The sequence below is a fragment of the uncultured Psychrobacter sp. genome (assembly GCF_947500265.1).
Taxonomy (GTDB): Bacteria; Pseudomonadota; Gammaproteobacteria; order Pseudomonadales; family Moraxellaceae; genus Psychrobacter.
The window spans coordinates 86,568-110,364 of sequence record NZ_CANMRN010000007.1; the positions used below are offsets into that span (position 1 = coordinate 86,568).

The 23,797-nt window shown below is 42.2% G+C and carries 20 protein-coding genes and 1 tRNA gene; 11 read left to right on the top strand and 10 right to left on the bottom strand.

Translation table 11 applies throughout. The features are described 5' to 3' along the window. Positions 1-92: 92 nt before the first annotated feature. The gene (locus Q0788_RS10870; protein WP_298810602.1) at positions 93-794 is read right to left on the bottom strand and encodes a phosphoribosylanthranilate isomerase; all 702 of its coding nucleotides are present in this window, start codon (positions 792-794) and stop codon (positions 93-95) included. 171 nt (positions 795-965) lie between these two features. Here Q0788_RS10870 and Q0788_RS10875 point away from each other — a divergent pair, with 171 nt between their 5' ends. Next, positions 966-2,624, top strand: coding sequence for a deoxyribodipyrimidine photo-lyase (locus tag Q0788_RS10875; protein ID WP_298810469.1), 1,659 nt, complete (start codon positions 966-968; stop codon positions 2,622-2,624). Positions 2,625-2,645: 21 nt separating this feature from the next. Here the strand turns inward: Q0788_RS10875 and Q0788_RS10880 are convergent, their stop codons facing one another. Beyond that, entirely contained in the window at positions 2,646-3,386 is a 741-nt protein-coding gene (locus Q0788_RS10880) for a DUF4230 domain-containing protein (RefSeq protein WP_298810471.1), read from the bottom strand. 613 nt (positions 3,387-3,999) lie between these two features. Here Q0788_RS10880 and Q0788_RS10885 point away from each other — a divergent pair. Then, positions 4,000-5,718, top strand: a complete 1,719-nt coding sequence (locus Q0788_RS10885) for a proline--tRNA ligase (RefSeq protein WP_102093514.1) — start codon at positions 4,000-4,002, stop codon at positions 5,716-5,718. A 98-nt stretch (positions 5,719-5,816) separates the two neighbouring features. On the opposite strand, the gene queF is transcribed toward Q0788_RS10885, so the two are convergent. The 4 genes from queF to Q0788_RS10905 all read right to left on the bottom strand — a co-directional run bounded on the left by queF (position 5,817) and on the right by Q0788_RS10905 (position 9,512). Continuing rightward, positions 5,817-6,701 (bottom strand): NADPH-dependent 7-cyano-7-deazaguanine reductase QueF, encoded by an 885-nt coding sequence (gene queF / locus Q0788_RS10890; protein WP_298810474.1) that lies wholly within the window; start codon positions 6,699-6,701, stop codon positions 5,817-5,819. 68 nt (positions 6,702-6,769) lie between these two features. After that, on the bottom strand, positions 6,770-7,543 hold the full coding sequence (locus tag Q0788_RS10895; protein ID WP_261870602.1) for an ABC transporter permease: 774 nt from the start codon (positions 7,541-7,543) through the stop codon (positions 6,770-6,772). A gap of 29 nt (positions 7,544-7,572) precedes the next feature. Beyond that, positions 7,573-8,535 carry an ABC transporter ATP-binding protein gene (locus Q0788_RS10900; protein WP_298810477.1) on the bottom strand — a complete coding sequence of 321 codons (963 nt, stop codon included), beginning with the start codon at positions 8,533-8,535 and terminating at the stop codon, positions 7,573-7,575. A 317-nt stretch (positions 8,536-8,852) separates the two neighbouring features. Next, positions 8,853-9,512: a c-type cytochrome gene (locus Q0788_RS10905; protein WP_298810480.1), complete on the bottom strand. Its 660-nt coding sequence runs from the start codon at positions 9,510-9,512 to the stop codon at positions 8,853-8,855. A 352-nt stretch (positions 9,513-9,864) separates the two neighbouring features. Here Q0788_RS10905 and Q0788_RS10910 point away from each other — a divergent pair. From Q0788_RS10910 to Q0788_RS10950, 9 genes are all read left to right on the top strand, one after another. Continuing rightward, a tRNA-Arg gene (locus tag Q0788_RS10910) sits at positions 9,865-9,941 on the top strand. Positions 9,942-10,105: 164 nt separating this feature from the next. Continuing rightward, entirely contained in the window at positions 10,106-11,563 is a 1,458-nt protein-coding gene (locus tag Q0788_RS10915; protein ID WP_298810483.1) for a tyrosine-type recombinase/integrase, read from the top strand. A 175-nt stretch (positions 11,564-11,738) separates the two neighbouring features. Continuing rightward, positions 11,739-13,049 carry a hypothetical protein gene (locus Q0788_RS10920; protein WP_298810485.1) on the top strand — a complete coding sequence of 437 codons (1,311 nt, stop codon included), beginning with the start codon at positions 11,739-11,741 and terminating at the stop codon, positions 13,047-13,049. Positions 13,050-13,242: 193 nt separating this feature from the next. Further along, complete coding sequence (locus tag Q0788_RS10925) at positions 13,243-13,545, top strand: AlpA family transcriptional regulator (protein WP_298810487.1); 303 nt, start codon at positions 13,243-13,245, stop codon at positions 13,543-13,545. Position 13,546: 1 nt separating this feature from the next. Then, positions 13,547-13,828 (top strand): helix-turn-helix domain-containing protein, encoded by a 282-nt coding sequence (locus tag Q0788_RS10930; protein WP_298810489.1) that lies wholly within the window; start codon positions 13,547-13,549, stop codon positions 13,826-13,828. Continuing rightward, complete coding sequence (locus tag Q0788_RS10935; RefSeq protein ID WP_298810491.1) at positions 13,829-14,116, top strand: hypothetical protein; 288 nt, start codon at positions 13,829-13,831, stop codon at positions 14,114-14,116. It begins immediately after the preceding gene. Continuing rightward, positions 14,109-14,324 (top strand): hypothetical protein, encoded by a 216-nt coding sequence (locus Q0788_RS10940; protein WP_298810493.1) that lies wholly within the window; start codon positions 14,109-14,111, stop codon positions 14,322-14,324. Before Q0788_RS10935 ends, Q0788_RS10940 begins: the two co-directional genes overlap by 8 nt. Positions 14,325-14,487: 163 nt before the next feature. Next, positions 14,488-15,288 carry a DUF1376 domain-containing protein gene (locus Q0788_RS10945; protein ID WP_298810496.1) on the top strand — a complete coding sequence of 267 codons (801 nt, stop codon included), beginning with the start codon at positions 14,488-14,490 and terminating at the stop codon, positions 15,286-15,288. After that, positions 15,285-16,667, top strand: coding sequence for a replicative DNA helicase (locus Q0788_RS10950; RefSeq protein WP_298810498.1), 1,383 nt, complete (start codon positions 15,285-15,287; stop codon positions 16,665-16,667). The genes Q0788_RS10945 and Q0788_RS10950 overlap by 4 nt, the downstream gene beginning before the upstream one ends. 640 nt (positions 16,668-17,307) lie before the next feature. Here Q0788_RS10950 and Q0788_RS10955 read toward each other — a convergent pair. The 4 genes from Q0788_RS10955 to Q0788_RS10970 form a co-directional block, all read right to left on the bottom strand. Further along, positions 17,308-18,555: a hypothetical protein gene (locus tag Q0788_RS10955; RefSeq protein WP_298810500.1), complete on the bottom strand. Its 1,248-nt coding sequence runs from the start codon at positions 18,553-18,555 to the stop codon at positions 17,308-17,310. A 28-nt stretch (positions 18,556-18,583) separates the two neighbouring features. After that, on the bottom strand, positions 18,584-21,853 hold the full coding sequence (locus Q0788_RS10960; RefSeq protein ID WP_298810502.1) for a DEAD/DEAH box helicase family protein: 3,270 nt from the start codon (positions 21,851-21,853) through the stop codon (positions 18,584-18,586). 56 nt (positions 21,854-21,909) lie between these two features. Next, positions 21,910-22,857: a restriction endonuclease gene (locus Q0788_RS10965; RefSeq protein WP_298810505.1), complete on the bottom strand. Its 948-nt coding sequence runs from the start codon at positions 22,855-22,857 to the stop codon at positions 21,910-21,912. A gap of 176 nt (positions 22,858-23,033) precedes the next feature. Then, entirely contained in the window at positions 23,034-23,792 is a 759-nt protein-coding gene (locus Q0788_RS10970; RefSeq protein WP_298810508.1) for a hypothetical protein, read from the bottom strand. Positions 23,793-23,797: the final 5 nt, after the last annotated feature.

Sequence of the window (23,797 nt, forward strand, 5' to 3'; positions counted from 1 at the left end):
GGGATAACAATCTAATAAGATTTAAGCAGAAAAATCGGAATAACGATCAACTAAGCAGATTACGTATAGCAAATAGCTTGATACAAACCCATTTAGATGGCGCCAGTGACCGTAGCGTTTTGCCATCGATCGCGCTTGACCGCTTTCATAAAGGCACGCATTTTGGCAGCGTCTTTTTTACCTTTATCAACCTCAATACCACCACTCACATCGACGCCATAAATCGGCAAATCTAATGTAGCGGCAACATTGTCGGCATCGAGTCCACCGGCCAAAACGATTGGCAGTTCGCTGTCATGTGGAATGAGACTCCAGTCAAAACGTGCGCCTGTACCGCCATACTTATGCTGATGATAAGCATCCAGTAAAATACTACTGGCACCTGCGGTCGCAAACTGGTTAATCTGAGCGCGGACACTATCGAGGGTGTCTTGCTCTGTATTGATACGCAATGCTTTGATCCAACGTTTATTGACCATACCTGCCAGCTGTTGGCATTGCTCAGGCGTTTCATCACCATGGAACTGGATAATATCAAAAGAAACGTTGTTTGCTAATTTGAGCAGCTCATCTTTAGGCATATTGACTACCAGTGCCACCACGCTGACAAAAGCAGGTACGGCAGCACTCAGAGTTTGCGCCTGCTCTATCGTGACTGCACGTGGACTTGGTGGATAAAACACCAAACCCACTGCATCTGCACCTAGCTGTGCTGCAGTCTGTATATCACTAAGCTGAGTAAACCCGCAAAACTTAACGTGCATTTTGTGACCTTGCGTTTCATGGTACTGAATATGACACCGATTATAGCGGCATCAGATAGGTTCAAGCCAAAGATAAATCGTTAGATGTGATGAGGTTTTGTTAACCAAACGGCAAAGCCATTGCATCCAAAAACTTATCCTAGCATACTTTTATCCTTAGTTTTGTTTATGATTGCGATTGATTAATATAGGGATACTTTGATGTCTAAGACTGCACAGACAGCCGCTACTGATACTGATACTGATACTGATACTGATACTGATACTGATACTGATACTGACGACCATGCTACTAGCAAAAATCCACCGCATTACTTGATGTGGTTTCGTCGTGACCTACGTATCCATGACAATACTGCTTTAGCAGCGCTTTGCGAACGTGCAAAAGAAGACAACGCCTCAGTGTCTGCCGTATTCTTTTTGACACCTGAGCAGTGGCAAGCACACGATACCTCCCTTGTACAAGTCGATCATATTGCTCGCACGCTACCTATTCTAGCAAAGGAGTTACAAGAAAAACTAAACATCACCTTGATCGTTCAAGTTTGTCCAAACTTCTCAGACTGTATAAAGGCGCTTACAACCTTATGCAATGACAATGAAATCAGCTGCATCATGGCCAATCACGAGTACGAAGGCAATGAGATTGATCGTGATAAGCAATTAAGCAAACAACTTGCAAAAAACGATATCGAGTTTGTCCGCTGGCATGACCAATGCATTTTACCACCGCAAACTATCACGACCAATGATGGCGATAGTATGTATAAGGTCTTCACCCCATTTTATAAAAAATGGCGACATACGTTGGACGTCAGCACCATCCAAATACATGAAGCATCCACAGTGGATAGCGATTATAAAATCAAACTACCATCATCGCAAACGTTTGCCAATACAATCGACGATATCAAAGCAGTAAATGAAAGAATGCTCAGTGACTACCAGCAGACATTGGAAAAGAACGACTCCTTGCAGCATATCGATATGACAGCTCAGCTTGACCAAGCAAGAGACGCTTATCCTGCAGGTGAGTCTGCCGCTTGCCAGCGTCTAGAGGCATTCGTCGATGATGATATCAATGATTATGATATGAGCCGTGATGTCCCCCATCTGCACGCAACGAGTCAGCTATCGGCTTATCTCACTATAGGCTCTATCAGTCCTAGATTCTGCTATCTACAGGCGAGCAAAGCACAAGAGAAGCTACACGGTAATGACGGTGATAATGAAGACATCAATCGCTGGATAAGTGAGCTTGCGTGGCGAGACTTTTATCGTCATGTACTGGTCGAAAAACCAAACCTGATCCGTCATCAAGCGTATAAAGAAGAGACTGACACTAAGGTTAATTGGTCATATGACAATGATGATTTTGAGATATGGTGCGCTGGCAAAACAGGCGTGCCATTGGTCGATGCAGCAATGCTTTGCCTAAATGCGACAGGGTTTATGCACAATCGCCTGCGAATGGTCACAGCGATGTTTTTGACGAAGGATTTATTAATTGATTGGCGCTTGGGTGAGCGTTACTTTATGCAGCAGCTGATAGATGGCGATTTTGCCTCCAATAACGGCGGTTGGCAATGGAGCGCGTCGACAGGTACGGACTCAGCGCCCTACTTCCGCATTATGAACCCCTTTAGCCAAGCCAATACGCACGATTCTAAAGCTCTGTTTATTAAAACTTGGCTACCAGAGTTAAAAGATATTCCTAACAGTATCTTGCACAACGAAGATAAGATGCGTAAAGAACTGGCAAAAGGTGGTAAGTTTGCCAATGTTGACTACCCTGCGCCGATGATCGAGCATAAATCAGTACGCAAGCTAGCTATTGCTGAGTTTAAAAAAGAGGCTTAGTTTTAGAAAATAACTAGCAGACTAGCCATTGGTAGTGACTGGCAACTGGCACGCGCCTGCACCCTGAGTGGTAACCGTCACTACCGCTCCCGTGAGTGCAAATAGCTGCTGCAATTGTGTTTGCGCATTTTTCAGTGCCATATTCATGACATCACCTCGGCAGGCACGCTCAAGCACTTCTTTTTTTGCCATGGTCTGTGCTTGTGCCAATATCTTAGGATCAACTTGCATCATACCAAAAGCCCCTGTCTGCCAGTCGTAAATCTCAATATCATCCAAATATACTGAAAATATCTCTGTAGGCGGCAAAGTAATATTGATTTGCGGCATAGTGGCAGCTGGTGAGTTGGTGTCAGCTACTTGCTCTTCATCCACATTAGCTGGAGCAGGTTGCACCACCTGTACCATCTCAGGTGTCAGTGCACTCAAATCAACGCCTGCCTCTACACGACCATGAGCAATAAACAATGCCTTTTGCTCATCTTGCCACAGTTTCATCCAGCTCCCGGGTCGCTCGCTCGTAATCACTGTATCAACACTGAATGCGACAGTATGTAAGCGGTTTAACTGCTGAATTTGCGTAACCACCCCTTCACGAGTAATAGTTTCTATCGGCGCTTCTTCTGGTTTGTTTTGCGCGCTATAAATAGCAAAAACAATCGCTACTAAGCCAATGAGTAATATCACCCACGACATTGTCGCAATAGGACGTTTCTCAGGCTTTTGAGTGTCATTAGCGTTATTCATATCAGGATTATTCATAGAAGCTACCTTTATAATGTTGCATTGTTTTTACAAGGCTAACTGTGTTTTTATAAGGCTAACTGTATTATCAATACTCTGTAATACCTGAGCTATAAATGCGACTATTGTGCAGTAACTTCAAGTAATGGCTACCATTCCTCTACATAACTTTATGCATAAACCTCTACGCAACCACCTCAATAAACTGTCTCTCAAGTAATCAGTGCTTTCACTATAAAATCATACGAATAGCTCAATTATTTATCCCTTATTGAAGCCTTTGCATCACGTTCGGTCTGAAAAGACAAAAAGTCATTGCGTCTTAGGCGAACTTTACCTAACATAGTCAGATTGTATGAATAAAATGTCAGTCTCAAAGCATTTATCAGGGTTTTGACCTGAATATATTGCATTTTTGGCATATTGATACATCAAATCAAATTTGCCTCTCTTTTATGAGAGTGGTTTTTACTGATGTGCTTTGTATATAAGCAGGTTGGTAACTAGGAAATACCCTAGATTATTGCTAAGTGATAAAGGTAAGCTTGCGGCGGCAATGAAACGATTAGCCATACGCTCAACATCCTACTATTTCTTATTTTTTTATCGTTGATAAGGTTACGCTTTATTTATGAAAGCCAGTCAATTTTTATTTGCCACACTAAAAGAAACCCCAAGTGACGCCGACATCGCCTCAAGCCAATTGATGGTGCGTGCTGGTCTTATCCGCAAGATTGCTTCTGGATTATATATTTGGTTGCCTATGGGTCTGCGTGTCTTGCAAAAGGTCGAACGCATTGTTCGTGAAGAGATGCAAAACGTCGGTGCACAAGAAGTGCTTATGCCGATGACTCAGCCTGCTGAACTTTGGCAGACGACCGGACGTTTTGATGATTATGGTCCTGAGCTATTGCGCTTCAAAGACCGTCATGATCGCGACTTTGTACTTGGTCCAACGCACGAAGAAGTCATCACCAATCTAGCACAAGGTGAGCTACGTAGTTATAAACAACTACCGATTACTTTCTTTCAGATTCAAGGTAAGTTCCGTGATGAGATTCGTCCACGCTTCGGTGTGATGCGCGCACGTGAATTCACCATGAAAGATGCTTACTCTTTCCATGTGGATCAAGCCTCATTGGCCAAGACTTACCATGATATGTATGACGCTTATACACGCATCTTTACCCGCTTGGGCTTAGATTTCCGTGCGGTACAAGCAGATACGGGCTCTATCGGTGGCTTTGCCTCACATGAGTTCCATGTATTGGCAGATAGCGGCGAAGACGACATTGCGTTTTCGGACTCATCTGACTATGCAGCCAACGTAGAGCTAGCAGAGTCTGTCAGCACCGCTGAGCGTCAACCACCGAAAATGGAGCGTGAAGACGTTCTAACCGAAGGCATGACCAGCTGCAAAATGGTTGCTGAACACTTGGACATCCCGTTAGAAACGACGGTTAAAACCTTGATCGTTCATGGTCATACTGAGAATGATGAGCCACAACTGATTGCTATCGTATTGCGCGGCGATCATCAGCTCAACACTATCAAAGCTGAGAAAATCGAAGAAGCAAATGTACCATTGACTTTAGCATCTGACGAAGAACTAAAAGCGGCAGGTCTGCACAAAGGCTATATCGGCGTTAATTTAGATATGCCTGTATTCGTTGATCGTTCGGCAGCTGCGTTATCAGATTTTGTCTGCGGTGCCAATGAAGTGAACAAACATACTATCGGTATGAACTGGGCGCGTGATACACGCATTACTCGTATCGTTGATGTGCGCAATGTACAAGAAGGCGACCCGTCTCCTGATGGTAAAGGCAGCCTTAAAATCAAACGTGGTATCGAAGTCGGTCATATCTTCCAGTTGGGTGATAAATACTCACAAGCGATGAACTGTACGGTTTCTGGCGAAGATGGCAAACCTGTTACTTTGATGATGGGCTGTTATGGTATTGGCGTTAGCCGTATCATTGCCGCTGCTATCGAGCAGAACAATGATGAAAACGGCATCATGTGGCCAAAAACGCCAACGGTTGATGATTCAATCGCTCCTTTTGAAGTCGCCATCATCCCCATGAAGTCTAAAGAAGAGACGGTCATGCAGACGGCAACCGCCCTGTATGAAGAGTTAAAAGCTCAAGGCATCAACGTGCTACTGGACGATCGTAACGAGCGCCCAGGCGTTAAGTTTGCTGATCTTGAGTTGATTGGTATACCGCATCGTATCGTCGTCTCTGATCGCAACTTGGCTGAAGACAAATATGAGTACGTCAATCGCCGTGAAGCCGAAAAGCAAATGCTAAGCCGTGAAGAAGTCATGGCAAAAGTAAGCGGTAAATAGTTTTGTAAATAAAGACTGTATAACAAAAAGCGCCTATCTCACATGATGAGATAGGCGCTTTTTTATTGGCTTAAGATTGATGTATTTTTAGCGAGAACTTACTGGCGAATCAAACGGCTTGGCGTAGGCAATAGACTGATATCACTAACACGGCAAGGATTGATATCGATACCACCGCGGCGCGTATACCACGCCCGTACCATTAGCTCGCTTGGCTGATAGTATTGACTCAAATCAGCAAATATCTGCTCGACACACTGCTCATGAAAACCATTGTGCTGACGGAAGCTCAATATATAACGCAGCATATTTGCATTATTAAAAGGCTTATCAGTTGTAATCGATACGGCCAACGTACCCCAATCTGGTTGATTGGTCACTGGGCAGTTACTGCGCAGTAGATTGGAATAAAAAGTATAGGGCTGCATACCCTCATTTGCCACACTTTCATCGTTCGCCCCTACTGCGTTCTCACTCAGCAGCGACGCATCAGGATGTTCAGTTAACGCAACTTTATCCGTGCTATCTGCCAATGCCTCATCAATGCAAATACCCTCAGGCTGAGCAATCAATAACGCTGTTTCGTTACCATCTAGATCATCGTTTAAACCAAATAACGCTACCTGTACGTCTGTTTGCAAACAAGCTGACAAGTCTTTCGCAATCAACGCTTGTACGTCATTCCAACTGGCAAACTCGGTAAAGTTAATGCTATTCAAGTATAGCTTGAGCGATTTTGATTCTACGATAAATGGTGAGCTAGCAGGAATGCTAAAGCGTGCAATCGCTACTTGCGAGATACCTTGCGGATTTAACCAAGATATCTCAAAGGCCTGCCACCAATCGACACCGACGGCTAGCTTGTCGTCTTGCCAACCAATCGCATCACGTCCCATGCTGCGCGCAATCGGATATAGCGTCTCTGGGCTATACTCAGTTGGATAGTCTGTGGTTTGCTCACCCAAGATACCATGAATACTCATCTGTCTTCCTAATATTAAACCGTTTAAAATTTGCTCTAAATAATAGTATGCTTAGCGAATAATACACACTACAAACGTACACGTGAACCGTTACTTAGCAAGCGATAAGCGATGGTATAAAATATCGCACAGAACATAAAAATAGCCGCCATCGAATACCAAACATTGACATCAGAGTAGCCAAGAATACCGTAACGGAATGAGTTGACCATATAGACGATAGGGTTCAGTAGCGAGATATTTTGCCAAAATGGCGATAAATTCTCCATCGAATAAAACACACCGCCAAGATAGGTCAATGGCGTCAGTACAAAGCTTGGGATAATAGAGATATCATCAAACGAGCGTGCAAATACCGCATTGATAAAACCGCCTAACGAAAACAAGATAGACGTGCCAAGTACCGTAAATACAGTCACAAATAAATGCTCGATACCAAGATCGGTAAAGAAAAGCGCCACTATCGAGACAATCACACCGATAGCCAGTCCACGGAAGATACCACCACTGATATAACCCATCAAAATAGCATGCTTGGATACTGGCGAGACCAAAAGCTCTTCGATACTAGACGTGAACTTGGCACTAAAGAAGCTTGAGACGACGTTAGAGTAACTGTTGGTAATGATCGACATCATGATCAAACCAGGCACGATAAACTGCATGTAAGGCACGCCGCCCATCTCACCCACACGCGAACCAATCATCTTACCAAAGATGACAAAATACAAACTCATCGTGATAACTGGCGGTAGTAACGTCTGCGGCCAGATACGTAAAATACGGCGCACTTCTTTGAACCAAATAGTACGAAACGCAATCCACTTCTTACTCAATGACATTGTTTTATTATGATCGACTAGTTCCTGACTCATAATCCCGCCTCCTTCATGCTATCTGCACTCTGAATGTTTTTGTCTACCAAGCGCATAAATAACTCTTCTAGTCGGTTGGCTTTATTGCGCATACTCGCCACACTGATACCTTTATCAGACAACTGATCAAAGACACCGTTTAGTGACTCACCTTCTGTCAAGGTAACTTCTAGCGTTTGCTCATCTGGTTGCGAGACTCCTGTAACTCCTGTCAGAGCCAACTGCTCAGTGAGCGGCATATCCAAATCAAATACAAACGTCTCTACGGACAACTGCGCCAGTAGCTCTTTCATTTCTGTATTGATTCGAATCTCGCCGTGATCCAAGATCGCAATGCGTTTACACAATTGCTCAGCTTCTTCGAGATAATGAGTCGTCAGAATAATAGTGGTGTTTTCTTCGATATTAATCTGCTGCATAAACTCCCACATCGATCGGCGAAGCTCGATATCGACACCCGCTGTTGGCTCATCAAGAATCAATAGCTTTGGCTTATGAATTAATGCACGGGCAATCATCAAACGGCGTTTCATACCACCAGATAGCTCACGTGATTTACTGTCGCGTTTATCCCATAGTCCTAGCGCGGTTAACAGTCTCTTTGCTCGTGGTTTGGCTTCTTTTGCAGGAATACCAAAATAACCCGCTTGCGTAATCAGGATATCTTCGACTTTTTCGAACATATTAAAGTTAAATTCTTGCGGTACAACGCCAAGGTATTGCTTGGCAATCGAAGGGTTCTCTAATAGGTCTGTGCCGAAAATATGGACGCTACCAGTGGTTGGCTTAAACAATGAGCTAATAATACCAATCATGGTAGATTTGCCTGCGCCGTTTGGCCCGAGTAACGCAAAGAAACCACCTTGTGGTACTGTTAGATCAACCCCTTTTAATGCCGAAAACCCATTATCGTAGGTCTTGGATAGGTTTTTTATGGAGAGTGCTGGTGCATCAGACATGAAGACCTCTTTATTTGTTATCAATTTATATAAAATGCGATTTTAGAATAATAGGCCGTGTTGAACATTCGACTATCATTATCATATAGGCAAAAGCCGTATAAGAATGTTCAACACACTCTACTATCTAAAGGTGACAATGTACGGTAATAAACGAACTAATCTCATAAAATGAGGCTACTCGTGGCGAATTTCAACTGCCTTATATTCGAAGTACCATATTAATAATACTCATCATGAAAAAGCGCCTATCTCATCACTGAAATAGGCGCTTTATAGATAACTATCGTAAAAGCTTGGAAGGTAATCAACAAAGATTAGCTTGCTTCTGCGACCATATAATCTACGGCATTTTGAACTTCTTCATCAGGAATATCCGCGCCACCTTTTGCAGGCATCGCATTGAAACCGTTGATAGCATGGGTATATAGCGTATCTTTACCTTTTGCGATACGTGGGCCCCAAGCGCCAGCATCACCAAAGATAGGAGAGCCTAGCAAGCCTGCAGTATGACAAGTATGACATACAGCATTATATACCGCTTTACCGTCACGAGGACCGTCGCCAGCAGCTGGGCCAGATGAGCGTGCCGTTACATCACAAGCTTCACCGTCTTCAAAACAGATATTGGCAACAGGCTGGATACGCGCAATCAGATTAGGATACAAAGCAATTAGCTTCTGTACTTGCGGCGTATCTTGTGGAATTGGCTCTTCATCAGCGGCAGGCGCTGCAGCAGCAGTTTCTTCGCCTTCTGCTGCTGCAGCGGCTTCGTCAGTAGGCGCAGCACCATCTGTCGTATCTGCAGCAGCTTGGGTATCGTCACCTAGCGTTTCAGGAGCAGCTTCTACGACCTCTTGGCCTTCTGCTACGTCTGATGCAGTTACAGGAGTGTCTACAACATCTTCAGCTTGGCTCACCGCGATACTAGCGATTCCTAGAATGGCAGCTGCCGATAACATAACTACTTTTCTCATTCGTCACGTTCTCTTATTACGTATACAAGGACTAGCACGGCTCGGACATTCTGTCTGTCCTCCTTTGACGACCTCTAAGTCTTCAATAGCAGACAGCCATCCCGCGTGCCAGCGCACTTGCAATCGGTGATTATAAATATGAATTCTCCCCAACATTATAAGGGAAAAGGCAGGTAAATTGCCATGCTTGTTTAATGACTTGGCTGTTTTTTCTTAAAAAACCTCAATCGCGACTGTCATTTATTGGCTTTATGCTTTTTATTTGTTAGACTAAGCGGTCTTTATTTCTAGACACCTTATGCTAATTATCATGCGTATCTAAGCGTGACAGTCAGACATATCGTTATCATATGCGCTCGTAGCTCAGTTGGATAGAGTATCGGTCTCCGAAGCCGAGGGTCGTGGGTTCGATTCCCGCCGAGCGCACCAATCATCGTATTTCACCCTTCCCTAACATTACCTAAAACCTTTACAACCCTCTAATATCAAGATATTAAGTCTTTTAACATTACTTGCCATTACCTAGCAGCACCTATAGAATGTTGTTAAATTTGTTGTTAAAACATTTAACATTTTTTACGGGTTCCCTGAATATGAGAAAAGACTATCTACTAACTGACAATGGCGTAAAGTCCATAGCTAAGCAGTCAGCACCTGACAAAGTCACTCGTCACAGTGATGGTAATAGCTTATCTCTAATACAACATCCTAATGGCTCACTATTTTGGCAAATGTCATACCGCTATCAATCGGATAAAGATATTAAGCCCAAACAAAAAACCTACCAGATCGGTATCTATAAATCATCAAAGCAAATGATCGATTCATCATTCAAGCCTCAAGTATCGCTAAAGCAAGCGCGTATCGAACGTGATAAGGCAAAAGCATTATTGGCTGGCGGTATCGACCCAACCGAACACAAAAGCGTTGAGAAGAACAACTTTGAACAAAAGGACTTATTTAACGTCATTGCTAAAAGCTATCTTGATGAAAAATCCAAAACCACTGTAAAGAACGTGCAAAAGCTGCAAGGGTTCTTAGACAACCACATATTAAAACATCTAGGTGACTATCCTATTGGTACCATCACCGCGCAAGATATTATTAAAACAGGGCTTGCCATTCAAGCCACCTTTGAGCAGCAAGGCAAACACACCTCAGAGACCGCGCATAAATGTATGGGGTTGATTAGCGCCATCTTTGAGTATGCTATTAACACTTTAGGCTATGATATTACCAATATTGCTATTGGACGTAATAAGGCTCTTAGACCGCATAGAGCCGAACGTATGAAAGCGGTAGAGCAGCACCAATTCCCCGACCTACTCCGCAATATTGATCAGTACATTAATAACCACCCAAACGCTCATGAGCAGACCGTAGCGGGTTTACAGCTGATGACGCTGTGCTTTGTGCGTACCAAAGAGCTAAGGCACTTTGAATGGTCAGAGATTGATTATCATAAAAGCGTATGGCGTATTCCAGCGCATAAGATGAAAATGCGCCAAGACCATATTATTCCGCTGTCACCGCAAGCAATGGCTATCATTGAACGTATGCGTCCCTTAACAGAGCAGACAGGCTATGTGTTCTATAACTTTGAATCAAACAAAACCTATAGTGAAGCATGGTTTAATCAGGCACTACAGCGCATGGGCTATACAGGTGACCCCTACCCTAAAATGACGGGGCACGGCTTTAGGCAGCTTGCCAGCACAGGACTGTATGAGCTGCAATTTCGTGAAAGCCTCATAGAGATACAACTTGCCCACTTAGAGCAATCGAGCGTGAGAAGGCGCTACGACTTATCAGAGCATTTAGCCGAGCGCCAAATGATGATGCACCGCTGGGCGAACTATCTCGATGACTTACGCGCGGGCAAGGCGGTCAGCTTTGATTTGTTGACTCCTGATGAACTCACTAAAGAAATGGAAAGCCGTAATGAGCAAACGACTGATATAGCACTGCATGACAAGGACATACTGATAAAGAGCTTGCAGGCACAAGGCGTATCGCAAGAAGTACTAGCCAAACTTGCTGAACAACTTTAACACCACTACCTTACTAGTTATTTTCAGCATTGGGCTGGCAAGCCAAACTTGATAGCGCTAATCGCTGTCATCACTGATTGCAAGGCTAGGATTAATTACCCGAACGACAGCCACCGCACCCTTAGCTGTCAACGCCTTGCTCCTTTTTTGATTTAAGGGTGTGAGGGTGCGAACTGTGAATATATTACTCAAGGAGTTTCTAACATTTGAGGAAGTAGGTAAGTATTTAGAGCAGCATGGATTTTCTTATAATGAACAAATAGAAGAAGATTATTACAAGCTAAAGACTTTCATATTAGATCTTTATAACGAAAAAAAGCTCAACCCTGTTTTTCATTATGATGGTATGAGTCATGTAAGTGTTGTAGACGCTTATGAAGATGAAGATGCTTATGAAGATGAAGATGGAGATGCTTATGAAGATGAAGATGAAGATAATATCGTTTTAAGTGCTCATTATAAATCAGAAAATGGTTACTTCTTTATACATAATAGACAGTTTTATGATCTTCTCAATAATGCAAAAATTCCAATTGATGAAAATATGTGTTTACAAAACTATGTAAAATTTAAAAAACATCCTATCTATAACATAGATGAAGAGAAAGAAGTGACTTTTAAAACTGTACATTTACATAAACCTAGTGAACAGAAAATGCTAGATATACATGGTTTGAGATATCCCAAAGTTGATTTAGATAAGCTGTTTAGACCAACAACCCAAATTTCTAGCTCAAAGATAAATAACGATAACCGATTTAAAGAACTTGTGTTAAAGAAAGAACACTTAGGTGAACATCAAAAACTACTTATTACTTATGCTTTGTTCACACCGAGACAAATAGCTTGCCTGCTTACTGATTACAACCCAGCATATAACCATAATGATGATTTTTATAATGCGCGTTTGGATATGGTAGAAAATGCTGTACAGGTTGACACTTTAATTCCTATTAATAATGAAGAACAGATAATAGCTAAAAAGGTCAAAGAATGGCTTGCTCATCATAACTTTATCTTTGAGGGTTTTAACGATGATCTGCACATTGATATTGATGATTTAGATAATCTAGCAATAGATTACCTAAAGCGTATAGCTGAACTCGAACAAGAAATAGAAGACGCAAAAAATACTGGTGGTTTCTCAATAGGAACGCCTACAGTAGCGCATGGTGAATCTAAGACCAATGAGCAGTTAGTCAATGAATTGGCAGCCGCTAACAACCAAATAGCTAAACTCAAAAGCCAATTAGAACAATCTACGACTGATAAACGTTCTTATACGACTCCAGCCATGAAAATCATGAATAAAGTTATTACCGAATTTTGGCTTGATTACAATCCTAATCAATCAGCACCAAAGCAAGAGATTATTGTCAGATGGATAACAGGTAACTTTAATGATGTATCAAAAGCTTTAGCATTAAATATTGATAAAGTTTGCCGTCATAGCGAAGCAAGAAGCGGAGGAAAATATAAAAGATAGGCGTATTTTAAAATCATTGCTATAACAGCTATCAGCCCTTGTCTATCAAGGGTTTTTTATTGCCCTGATAGCAATATTATTGCCATAACATCATATCAAAAGTGCTTGCATGATAGCCGATATCACCCCGTAACATTCACTTCATAGCAGGGCATTACCGCCCATTCCTCTAACAGCTATGGAATGAATTATTATGACCTTAATTGATCAATATCTAAGAATGACAGATCTTGCCAATCAACCTGAGCGTAAAGCCAAAACTTATACCACTAAATTAGGCCAACAGCGCACCGTCACTGCCAAAGCCGCCACACGCGGTATCACAGGCTTTAGTGTTAAGCACATCTACCATTTAATCAACCAAAATAAATTCCCAGCACCCGTAAAAATTGGGCGGGCTAGTTTATGGCGCTTGTCTGAAATCAATAGCTGGCTAGATAGTCGTGCCCAGCCGTCAGAAGACTATACCACCGCTAATGCACAAGAGGGGGTTTGACATGACAACTTCAGCCGCTGCCCCAGTGACCAACGAGCCAGTACCTAAGACCCAAATAGAGATAATCAGAGCGCATTTAATGACAGGCGCGACTATCACTATATGGGACTCTATCAGCCTTTATAAAATTACAAGTTTAGCCCCTCGCATACATGAATTGCGAGCGGAAGGTATGTTCATTCAAAGTGAAATGGTCAAGCATAACAATAAGTGGTTTGCCGTCTATTGGCTCGATGAGCAAACATTGCTTGGAAGCGAACTATCTACCAAGGAGGCGAATTAAATGCACAATCATCCTAGTGTATCAATCGACACCCCAGACAGCCGCCTAGTGACTGTGGATAGTATCTACTTACGCCTCATGAATGATCGTGTACAAGATATCTGTATTAATACTGAGCACTTGGCCACCGCGCTAGACGCTATCAAAACAAAAGACCACGTTAGCCAAGGCATTCTTGTGGCGGTAAAATCTGCTCTTTATGCCAATAGCGAGCTGGCAAGTATTGTCAGTGGAATGTTTTGTGACTACGCATTGCCATACCAAGTGGAGGTATCAAGCGATGAGTAATAATGATATCAAAACCGACCTAAAGCCCCACCATACGCCAGTCAATGAGCCGCAATCTGACAAGCATGCCTTACTACTAAGACTTAGTATATACATGGCATGGATGGGTATCTTCAGCCTGCTGATATCTTTAGTTGCTCACACACAATTAAATAGCAAATCGTCTGTAACCGACACTAACAATAGTACGGTAAGAGAGGACGGATGATAGATAACCAACGAAGAGTCGTTCAAGAAAAAGCCCGCCGGATCGGGGCGGGCCTATCTAATTTCTTATCTAACTATATGCTGGCAGGTAATATTCAACTAACTAAGTTAGCTAATATTAGTAATAGCATATTACGCGCCAGCGATGTTATAGGAGGTGGGTGATGCACTACTATAGTTTTAATATAGCAGATTATAAGAAAGACACAGACTACTTAAAGCCTATAGAGCATTATATTTATCGTTCATTAATAGATCGCTACTACTTGGATGAAATACCAATACCCAAAAGAACCCAACCGCTTTTGCGTAGGTTAAAACTAGAATCTGAAGTCGAGATTGAAGCGCTTAATTTCGTACTGAATGAGTTTTTTACGCTAGAAGACGATGGATATCATCATAGCCGTATTGATAATGAAATCGCAAAGTATCAGGCGAATGCTGAAAAGAACCGTGAAAATGGTAAGAAAGGAGGCAGACCGCCTAAGAATAAACCAAAAAAAACCCAGTCGGTTAGCAGTGAGTTAGCAGTGGAAAGCGAATTAAAGCCTAACCAAGAACCATTAACTACTAACCAAGAACCATTAACTAACTTACCTTTTGATGATTTTTGGAATGCATATGACTATAAAAAAGGAGGTTTAGCAAAACCAGAAGCTAAATGGCTATCTCTTGGTATTGAGACACAAAAGCTAATCATGGCTCATGTTCCAAGCTATGTTAAGTCAACACCTAATAAAAGTTATCGCAAATACCCTATGACCTACTTAAATAACGAAAGCTGGCTTGACGAGATAACAGACTCGGACATAAGTAGCAATTATGCAGAGCAAAGTAGCAGCGCCCGTCCTCATAGCAACCGTAGTGACTCGTTCGACTCTCAGCCACAGGTCAAGACATTGAGCCATGAGGAACAGATAGCAGCAAATAAAATCAACATGGAAAAGGCGGGGCTAAAAGTATGAGTTTTTATAATATCGATATAGAAAAGGCGCTACTGGCTTCGCTCATGAGCATAGAGAAGTCTTTTGAAATCGTGGCCAGCAAGATTGATGCTAACGACTTTGCAGCAAACAAGCATGAGCTAATATTTCAAGCAGTTAAGGCCTTGGATAAAGATGGTCTGCCATACGATACGGTTATGGTTCACGATTGGTTAGCCTCTAATAATTACGGTATTGATGTTCCTGACAGTTATCTTGCCGAGGTATTGAGCACAAGCCCAGCCACATTATTTAATCTTAAGGCCTATGCCGACCGCATACTCGAGCTGTCAAAGTATCGAGCTGTTAATCGAGTGCTTCTACAAGCGCAAGACGAATTAAGGCAAGCTGATACGCGTCTTGATGACAAGGTGAACGGGATCATTGAGCAGCTAACGACTGTCATTGATACCAACAAAAGCGGTAGCGGTGCACGATCTGTTGGCTCATTGATGGAGGGCTTCTTTAATAATTTACAAGCAGCAAGCAAGGGTGAGGTAAGGCCGTTCTCTCCCACTGGATTTGATGAGCTTGATAACCGATCCCCCATACAGAACGGTGATTTGGTGGTAGTGGGTGCGCGTCCCTCGATGGGTAAGACTACGTTCGGTCAAAACATAGTGCAGAGCATGGTTAAGGATAGCTTTTATACAGACAGCAAGGGGGAGCACAAGCACAAGGCTGGCGTGTTTTTTAGTTTAGAAATGACAGAGGCGTCAGTTATGCAACGATTCATGTCGTCAATGGCAGGAGTAGATCTAGGGGTTATTAGAAGTGGCATGAATGTTAGTACTGACGATTGGGCGAACTTGAATAACACAGTCAGAGACTACAGCAAAGAATATCCTATGTTCATCGAGTCAAGATCATTAATTACCTATCATCAGATGCGAACGACTTTGAATAGAATACGCAATCAGTATGGCGAGATTGGAGTCATTATGATTGACTATCTACAGATCATGGGCGGTATTGATGGTAAGGATAGAGTGAATGCGCTTGGTGAAGTCACAAGGCACCTAAAAGCGTTCGGTAAAGAGTTTAATTGCCCCGTATTACTTTTATCACAGTTGAACCGCAGTCTAGAAAGCCGACCCGATAAGCGGCCTATTATGAGCGACTTAAGGGAGTCGGGCGCAATCGAGCAGGAAGCCGATGTGATTATGTTCTTGTATCGTGACGAGGTTTATAACGAAAAATCAAAAGATAGGGGTATAGCGGAGGTAATTATCGCTAAGAACCGCCAAGGCCAAGTTGGCACCGTTCGACTAGGATTTGAGGGCAGGTACTCGCGCTTCACTAACTACAGTCCAATGACTAGCGACCTTGACGCAATTCCTGATTTTCGCAGCAACTCTTAGCTGGCAAGTAGGTGTCATTATGATAATGAACCTTATAAGCTTAAAGAGGTGTACGTTAAACGTATGCCTTCTTTTGTGCCTCACAATATATCTATCAGCATAGGAGTTTATCAAACTTATTGACAATCAAACCCTAATCCAAACTTGGATTACCCCTCCTAACCGTCATCATTTACTATCTTTGACACCACAAATTAGGAAGCAAAACCATGGAATCAAGAAAGTTAGGAAGCAAAAAACGACTTTTTTGAAATATTAAAATCACGGCAATCGCTTGACTCATAATGGCTACAGTGGAATCAGAGAAGAAAAAAGGAATCAAGAGGAAGCAAGAATTGGTAATCGAGTTATCTCTTTCATTCTTGAGATTTTTTTTAGTTAATTAGATATTTTTTCCAAAATTCGCGTTTTTGGGGGAGATTCAAATTTTGTTAACCATTAAGATATTGGTTATAGACAGTAAGCAACTGGCTATATGAAATCAACTGAACCTTTAATGGAGTAACAACTATGAAAGTTTATATGAATAATGGCGGTCAAGGTGCAGGCTGGCCGAGCACAACAGGTAACCCATCAGGTGGTGGTCGCGATAACAACCCATCGAGCAAATAGGTAGTTAGCTGGTAATTACCAGTTATATTCAGGCCACATGTGCAATACGTGTGGCTTGCTTCTTTAAATAATCCGGCCATTCAACACGTGGATTGTTTACATGTTCACTGACCATCTTCTCGTATTTGACCGTCATAGACTCCCATAAACTATAATACTCATCAAAGTTAGCGCATTCTTCCTCTTTATTTATCTTATTTTGCTTCTCAAATCTCTCATAAATATTTTGAAAGAAAGCATATATAAACCAGATCATTTTTTCAGCACTAGGAGGAAGTCCACCAAGTTCGTTTATATCTTCATTTTTTATGTATCTGACAAACGATTTTTGAGAACTAACTAATACCTCGTTATGCTCATCTTCTGGAGAGTCTTCCATACCTAATAACCAGTAAAACTCTTCAAGACTAATCCAGTTTCTCTTACTGTCACGTTCGCTTTTTTTATCTAAAAAACTATACAACTGACCATCTTCATCATTTGTTCTCCAATTGATCTTGTTTCTAAGACCATAATGACCTTTTGGCATTTCTTTAGGTTCTGAGTTTTTACGGACTTGTTTAGTTTTCTCGCTACTATAAAAATAAAGGTCGGTTAATATAAAATGTATGAATGAGCGTGATGTACAAGTAAACGGACTACCTTTTTTATGAGTCAGGTTATATTTTTTAGTTGCCGTATCATATTCCCATTTATCTGGATCTCGCTTATGCATAAACAACCAGCCCAAACTGATTGGCATAATATCCTTTGAATAAAAATTAGCATGAACCACAACATCAAGATTAGCGATAAAGCTAAGCACTATAAACGAATAGAACTCTCCTGCTAGCATATTTATATTAAGCGCCTCACTTTCATAATTAAAAGCCTTAAATAAGTAAGTCTTGAAGTTCGTAATAAGCTTGCTATTAAATTTCTGACTCAAACAGTCATCTATAATCTTGGCATGCTCAAGTAAGTGGGTTGATGTTTCAGCACCAAATATACATAGCAATGATTCATAAGGATGTTTAGATAACTCTCCCTCTTCTAAGTTTATATCTTCTGGTTTAATACTCCCTTTTTCCTGCGTCGTAGCTAAGTTATCAAATATATCTGCAACCTGAACTTTCTGCTTTCTAGATATTTTAGACAGCTCTTTTGTCAACTTCCTCATCAGAGCTTTGCCTTCAGGTATGCCTTTCCTCAAAAAAAGCGAGGACGGTAGCATACTAATGTTATAACGCTGTATTTCATCTTCAGTGTCGCAGAGATTAATGTTTTTATCCGTCATGCTGTGTGCCTCTTATTCTCTGTATAACCTATCCTGAAACCTCATCACCCAGCTTCGTATCAAGCATCAATCGAATAAACTGCTTAAACTGATTCGGGTTAGACAGTAAATGCATAGTCATATCTTCAAACGTACCTTTGGCATCAAACATAGCATCCTCGGCAGCGTTTGGATAACCACCCAGCATAATCTGATCAACACTGTTATTAGTGAACTGCTTGACCACGATCTCGTTCTCTGTGACTTTATCCCAAATGGTATTCATAAAATTCACTTTATCTTTATCAGTAAAGTCCTCGCCAGCAAATACCTCGTTCAATCGATTAATGACTTTTGACAGTAGCTCTTCTTTTTTGTCTTTGGGCGTGGCCGTACCAGCACCGCCGCCAGTTTCTAGCTCGCCACTACCTTCTTGTAGTTTTAGGTCTTGCTGGTGCAGCTTTGAGACACGGTAATGACTCATAACGATGTTACTTAGATCGACGTCCTCTTCGTTGTCCACGCTTTCACGTAGCATCGGCTGTAGGTTACGCGCGTATAGGCTCAGCTTCTCTAGCTCTTTATCGTCATAGTCCACGATTTGCGACATAAACTCATATTGACGGGTAAAGGTGCCTAGATCCTTTTTAAAGATTTCCAGCGCATCTTGATCAGCTTTAAAACCTTTGTAGTCGTTCTCCGCATTAGTGATTAGCACCACATTGCCAGTCCCTTTTGCTTGCTCAAGCATATTCTTAGCATGCTGTGCTTTTGTACGAGCCTGATGGTATTGCTTTTGCCAACGCTCGACCGCTGGCTTGCAGATATTACTAATGGCAGCGTTAGACTTGTTCTTACTATAAAAGGCCTCAACAAACTGATCGACCTCATTCCATAAGAAAATACCGCTGGCACGCAGTTTCTCATAAAGGTCAAACACCTGATCAGGGTCAGACACATCCGCTAAGGTTGCGGTCTCATAATATGGCTGAAATGCTTCGAGAATATCGTCAGGATCATTAAAGAAGTCGAGCACAAACGTACCGCTCTCTGCTTTACCCTTATAGGTACGGTTCAACCGTGAAAGCGTTTGTACGCAGTCCACGCCAGTTAGCTTCTTATCCACGTACATGGCGCACAGTTTCGGCTGGTCAAAGCCTGTCTGGAACTTATTGGCCACTAGCATCACTTGATAGTCATCACTGTCAAAAGCTTTACGCATATCACGGCCTTTTAACCCAATATTCATATTACTCTCAGTAAACTTCTCACCGACAAGCGTACCACTGTCAGGATCATTGTCGTTAAAAGCAACCTCTCCTGAAAAGGCGACCATAGCATTGATACCGCGGTAACTGTTATCACTGATATATTTATCAAAGGCCAGCTTATAGCGTACCGCTTCTTTACGTGAGCCTGTCACTACCATCGCTTTGGCTTGCCCGCCGAGTAAGCCTTTTATGTTGTCGTTAAAGTGCTCAATGATGATTTTTACTTTCTGCGCGATGTTATGATCATGCAGTCGCACCCAGTTATTCAGCTTAATCTTCGCGCGGCGAGCATCAACTTCATCATCAGTAGCGGCCATCTTTTGCTTAAGCTGATAGACCACTTTATAGTTGGTGTAGTTTTTAAGCACATCTAGGATAAAGCCCTCTTCAATGGCTTGGCGCATGGAATAGACATGATAAGCCGCTGGCAGGTTATCTTTTGAGGCTGGCAAGTCAGGATTGGGCAGACGGCCAAATAGCTCAATGGTTTTTGGCTTAGGTGTGGCGGTAAAGGCGTAATAGCTTAGATTCGGGCTGCTACGACGTGCGGCTAACGTGGCATCTAATATGTCTTCGCTAGATAGCGGCGTGTCATTCTCAGTAGCATTGCTCTCTGTATCGCCTGAGACCAGCACTTCTTTGAGCTGGCGTGCGGTAGATCCTGTCTGTGATGAGTGCGCTTCATCGGCAATAATCGCATAGCGGCGCGACTTGAGTACGCTTGAATCTTCAATGGCTTTGAGTACAAAAGGAAAGGTTTGAATAGTAACGATAATAATCGGCTGGGAGTTGACCAGTGCTTCGGCAAGCTGCTCAGACTTTGAGCCGTCACCTTCTTTACGGTTGATCTTACCGACTACGCCATCAGCATGTTCAAACTGATAAATGGTGTCTTGTAGTTGGTCGTCCAGTACAGTGCGATCAGTGATGACAATGACTGAGTCAAACTGCTTATCCCCATCGCTGTTGTACAAGGTGGATAGCTGATGGGCAGTCCATGCAATAGAGTTAGACTTACCCGAACCAGCACTATGCTGGATCAGATACTTTTGACCCGCGCCCTCATCAATGGCCGCATTAACCAATTTGGTCACCACATCCCACTGATGATAGCGCGGAAACATCATGGTCTCTTTTTTGGACTTACGCCCAATAGCGTCTTCTTCTTCCTCAATCTGCAAGTGCATAAAGTGCCCAAGGATAGCCAGCAAGTTATCAGGCGTCATCACTTCATTCCATAGGTAATCGGTGGCATAACGACTGCTATCCGCTGGCACGTCATTACCCGCACCGCCATCACTAGTGCCTTTGTTAAAGGGTAAGAAGTAGGTACGGTCACCTGCCAGCCTTGTCGTCATATAGACTTCATACTGACTGACCGCAAAATGTACCAATGCGCCACGTTTAAACGTTAGCAGAGGCTCAGGTTTCTTAGTATCAAGGTCTTTTGGCAGGCGGGTCTTCTTATACTGAGTAATGGCGTTTTGTACCGCTTGCTTAAACTCAGACTTTAACTCCATCGTCGTCACGGGCAAGCCATTGACGAATAGCACGATATCGATACGGTTGCGCTTAGCGACTTTGCCATTAGCGTCAGCGCCGTCTTTAAGACTGGTATAAGGGCTATACACTACCTCAGGAACGACACGGCAGATATTGGCCTCATAGCGTGCCATGATATCAGGGTTGAGACTATGCTCAGGCTTGAACTGGCACAAACTAAAGCGCGCGTTACGAATCTTAAGCCCATGACGCAATACACCCAATGTGCCATAAGTGCGCGACGCTGTGTCGGTGGCCTGCTCATCGGCCTTGTTTAGCTGTTTAACTAATGCGGTGATGAAATGACGCTCAGAATCGATAGGAAAAGTACGGCAGAATTTCTCCCACTCCTGCGGTTGGGTGGTCTTCACAAAGTCGAGCGCGTCTTGCTCGTATAGTGCGGTCTCTGCCCGATAGCCGCTAGGACTACCCAATTGCCAGCCTTGCGCTTGCATCTGAGTGACGATATCGGCTTGGAAGACAGATTCGTAAGTAGTGTCGGTCATTTAAAGTCCGTTTAATTTTATTATTTAATAGCTTATAAAGTATTCGATATGAAGTACTAAAAGTAAAGATACGACTCTGTCATGCGTAATAGCTTAATACGTTCTTTCTCATCACTTGTTAAGTGCCTAGACACATGAGGAAAAACTCTTATCATAAACGTTTTTAAGTTATCAAATGCTTCGTCAGAATATACGACTCCCTTGTTTTGCTGATTAAGTATGCTCATAACCCATTGGATATACTTAGTAGGTATAACAACATCGGGGATATCTTCCCAACGATCTATAACATTAGGATTAAGCATTGTAATTTTGTTTTTCATAACTTGGTCACATCGCCCCTTACAAACCCATTTAATATACTCAATACGGTCAGTGCTTTTATAAGCCTTATCTATACCTTCCCAAAAAACAATAATTCCATGTTTTTCATTTTCTAAAAACTCGCTATTACAAACATGACATTTGAGACTTAGATCTCCATCAAATATTTTTGCTGGCTTCGGTGATTCACGCTCCCACTCCTTAAACGACTTCGGAAAAAACCTGCGGGCAAGCTCTAAACCTTCAGCAGAACGCAGTAATTTCCCCTCAATCAACTCTTTATCATATATTAGGTAATCAATATTATTATTAGTCTTGAACCCATCTAGATTTGTGGTCAATCCTGAACTAGGTATAGTTGAATAAAACCCCATAAACGAATCACAATTATGAGTGTCTAGTCTATCTCTGATATTTTGCTCGACCGTTGGAGTTACTGAGCTACCTGAATGAGCTTTGTGCTTACAACTAACTAACCATCTAACTATCGTGACCCCTCCAATACCATGACGGTGCTCTTCAACAATTAAATCTACTCCACCATCAGCACCTCTATCTGGAGTAGATATTATCTTAAACCCCATAAATTCTAAAAACTCCCGAGCAAATAGCTCAAAAGTATCTTGCAACCCATTTGCTACATGAGCTTCTGGTATTTCTTTAAAATCTAATACAGCCATATATTTTCTCTTTATATTTTTAACTATAAAAACTGACTAAACTTAAAAATCATTCAGGCGCCCGCCAACCCCTCACATCAATCTTACCCGTAACAGCAGCAGATATTAGAGCGATGCGGCATACTTGCACGAGTTAGGCGGTTTATTCGGCTTTATTAAAAAACGTAATCCAAGTTTTACGGCTCATCGCACATCTGCTTAAAGCTTTTACCAAATAACGCTTTATTCAGTTTTTGCTGATTACTAAACACTTCATCAGAGTCGGCATGATAGACCTGATCATTGACGCAATTACCAAAACCAAAAGTAACCAAGTTTATCTTGGCGTACTTAGTAGGATTGCTGGCTTTTTCTTCCTGATAGCGCTTGGTAGCCAAACTGCGATAATACTTACCACCATCGTCTGTGATATCTGCTTGTTCTTGAATTTGCTCTTCAACAAACTGCTTCCATCTATTTTGCACAGCCGTTTCATTCTTTAATAACGGCTCAATATAAGTTTTACACATTTGCGGGCTTTGCTTGAGTGCCTCACTGGGATTCAGATATCCCAAAATCGTCAATTTATTTTGTTTATATTCGCCGTCAATAGACTTGACCAACTCTTGCTTATAACCTTTTGCTTCAGGCACCACATCAAGTCGTTCAATATTATTCTTAACTTTTATATATTCTTCAGTAAGCTTGTCTAAGTCTTTCATCGATAACTTGTCTAGTGCATCAATATCCATCGGTGGAAAAAAGCTTTCTAGATTTGATCTGGTTAAGCTTTCTAATACTAAATGTGAATTCTTGATTTGCTTAGCGGTATATTTTTTACTATCAAAGTCACCCTGCATACTGCAAAAATCATCTTCCCATTTATAGGTCTGTGCTTGGGCGATGGTGGTCACGGCCATTGATGCCAATAGAGCTGCTACGGTAACTGCTTTCATCATAT

Coding starts and splice junctions, on each gene's coding strand:
- Q0788_RS10950 (WP_298810498.1), top strand. CDS start 15,285: ATGAGTTTTTATAATATCGATATAGAAAAGGCGCTACTGGCTTCGCTC.
- Q0788_RS10945 (WP_298810496.1), top strand. CDS start 14,488: ATGCACTACTATAGTTTTAATATAGCAGATTATAAGAAAGACACAGAC.
- Q0788_RS10930 (WP_298810489.1), top strand. CDS start 13,547: ATGACAACTTCAGCCGCTGCCCCAGTGACCAACGAGCCAGTACCTAAG.
- queF (WP_298810474.1), bottom strand. CDS start 6,701: ATGAGTATTCATGGTATCTTGGGTGAGCAAACCACAGACTATCCAACT.
- Q0788_RS10905 (WP_298810480.1), bottom strand. CDS start 9,512: ATGAGAAAAGTAGTTATGTTATCGGCAGCTGCCATTCTAGGAATCGCT.
- Q0788_RS10875 (WP_298810469.1), top strand. CDS start 966: ATGTCTAAGACTGCACAGACAGCCGCTACTGATACTGATACTGATACT.
- Q0788_RS10925 (WP_298810487.1), top strand. CDS start 13,243: ATGACCTTAATTGATCAATATCTAAGAATGACAGATCTTGCCAATCAA.
- Q0788_RS10965 (WP_298810505.1), bottom strand. CDS start 22,857: ATGGCTGTATTAGATTTTAAAGAAATACCAGAAGCTCATGTAGCAAAT.
- Q0788_RS10940 (WP_298810493.1), top strand. CDS start 14,109: ATGAGTAATAATGATATCAAAACCGACCTAAAGCCCCACCATACGCCA.
- Q0788_RS10970 (WP_298810508.1), bottom strand. CDS start 23,792: ATGAAAGCAGTTACCGTAGCAGCTCTATTGGCATCAATGGCCGTGACC.
- Q0788_RS10955 (WP_298810500.1), bottom strand. CDS start 18,555: ATGACGGATAAAAACATTAATCTCTGCGACACTGAAGATGAAATACAG.
- Q0788_RS10935 (WP_298810491.1), top strand. CDS start 13,829: ATGCACAATCATCCTAGTGTATCAATCGACACCCCAGACAGCCGCCTA.
- Q0788_RS10895 (WP_261870602.1), bottom strand. CDS start 7,543: ATGTCATTGAGTAAGAAGTGGATTGCGTTTCGTACTATTTGGTTCAAA.
- Q0788_RS10915 (WP_298810483.1), top strand. CDS start 10,106: ATGAGAAAAGACTATCTACTAACTGACAATGGCGTAAAGTCCATAGCT.
- Q0788_RS10960 (WP_298810502.1), bottom strand. CDS start 21,853: ATGACCGACACTACTTACGAATCTGTCTTCCAAGCCGATATCGTCACT.
- Q0788_RS10880 (WP_298810471.1), bottom strand. CDS start 3,386: ATGAATAATCCTGATATGAATAACGCTAATGACACTCAAAAGCCTGAG.
- Q0788_RS10900 (WP_298810477.1), bottom strand. CDS start 8,535: ATGTCTGATGCACCAGCACTCTCCATAAAAAACCTATCCAAGACCTAC.
- Q0788_RS10885 (WP_102093514.1), top strand. CDS start 4,000: ATGAAAGCCAGTCAATTTTTATTTGCCACACTAAAAGAAACCCCAAGT.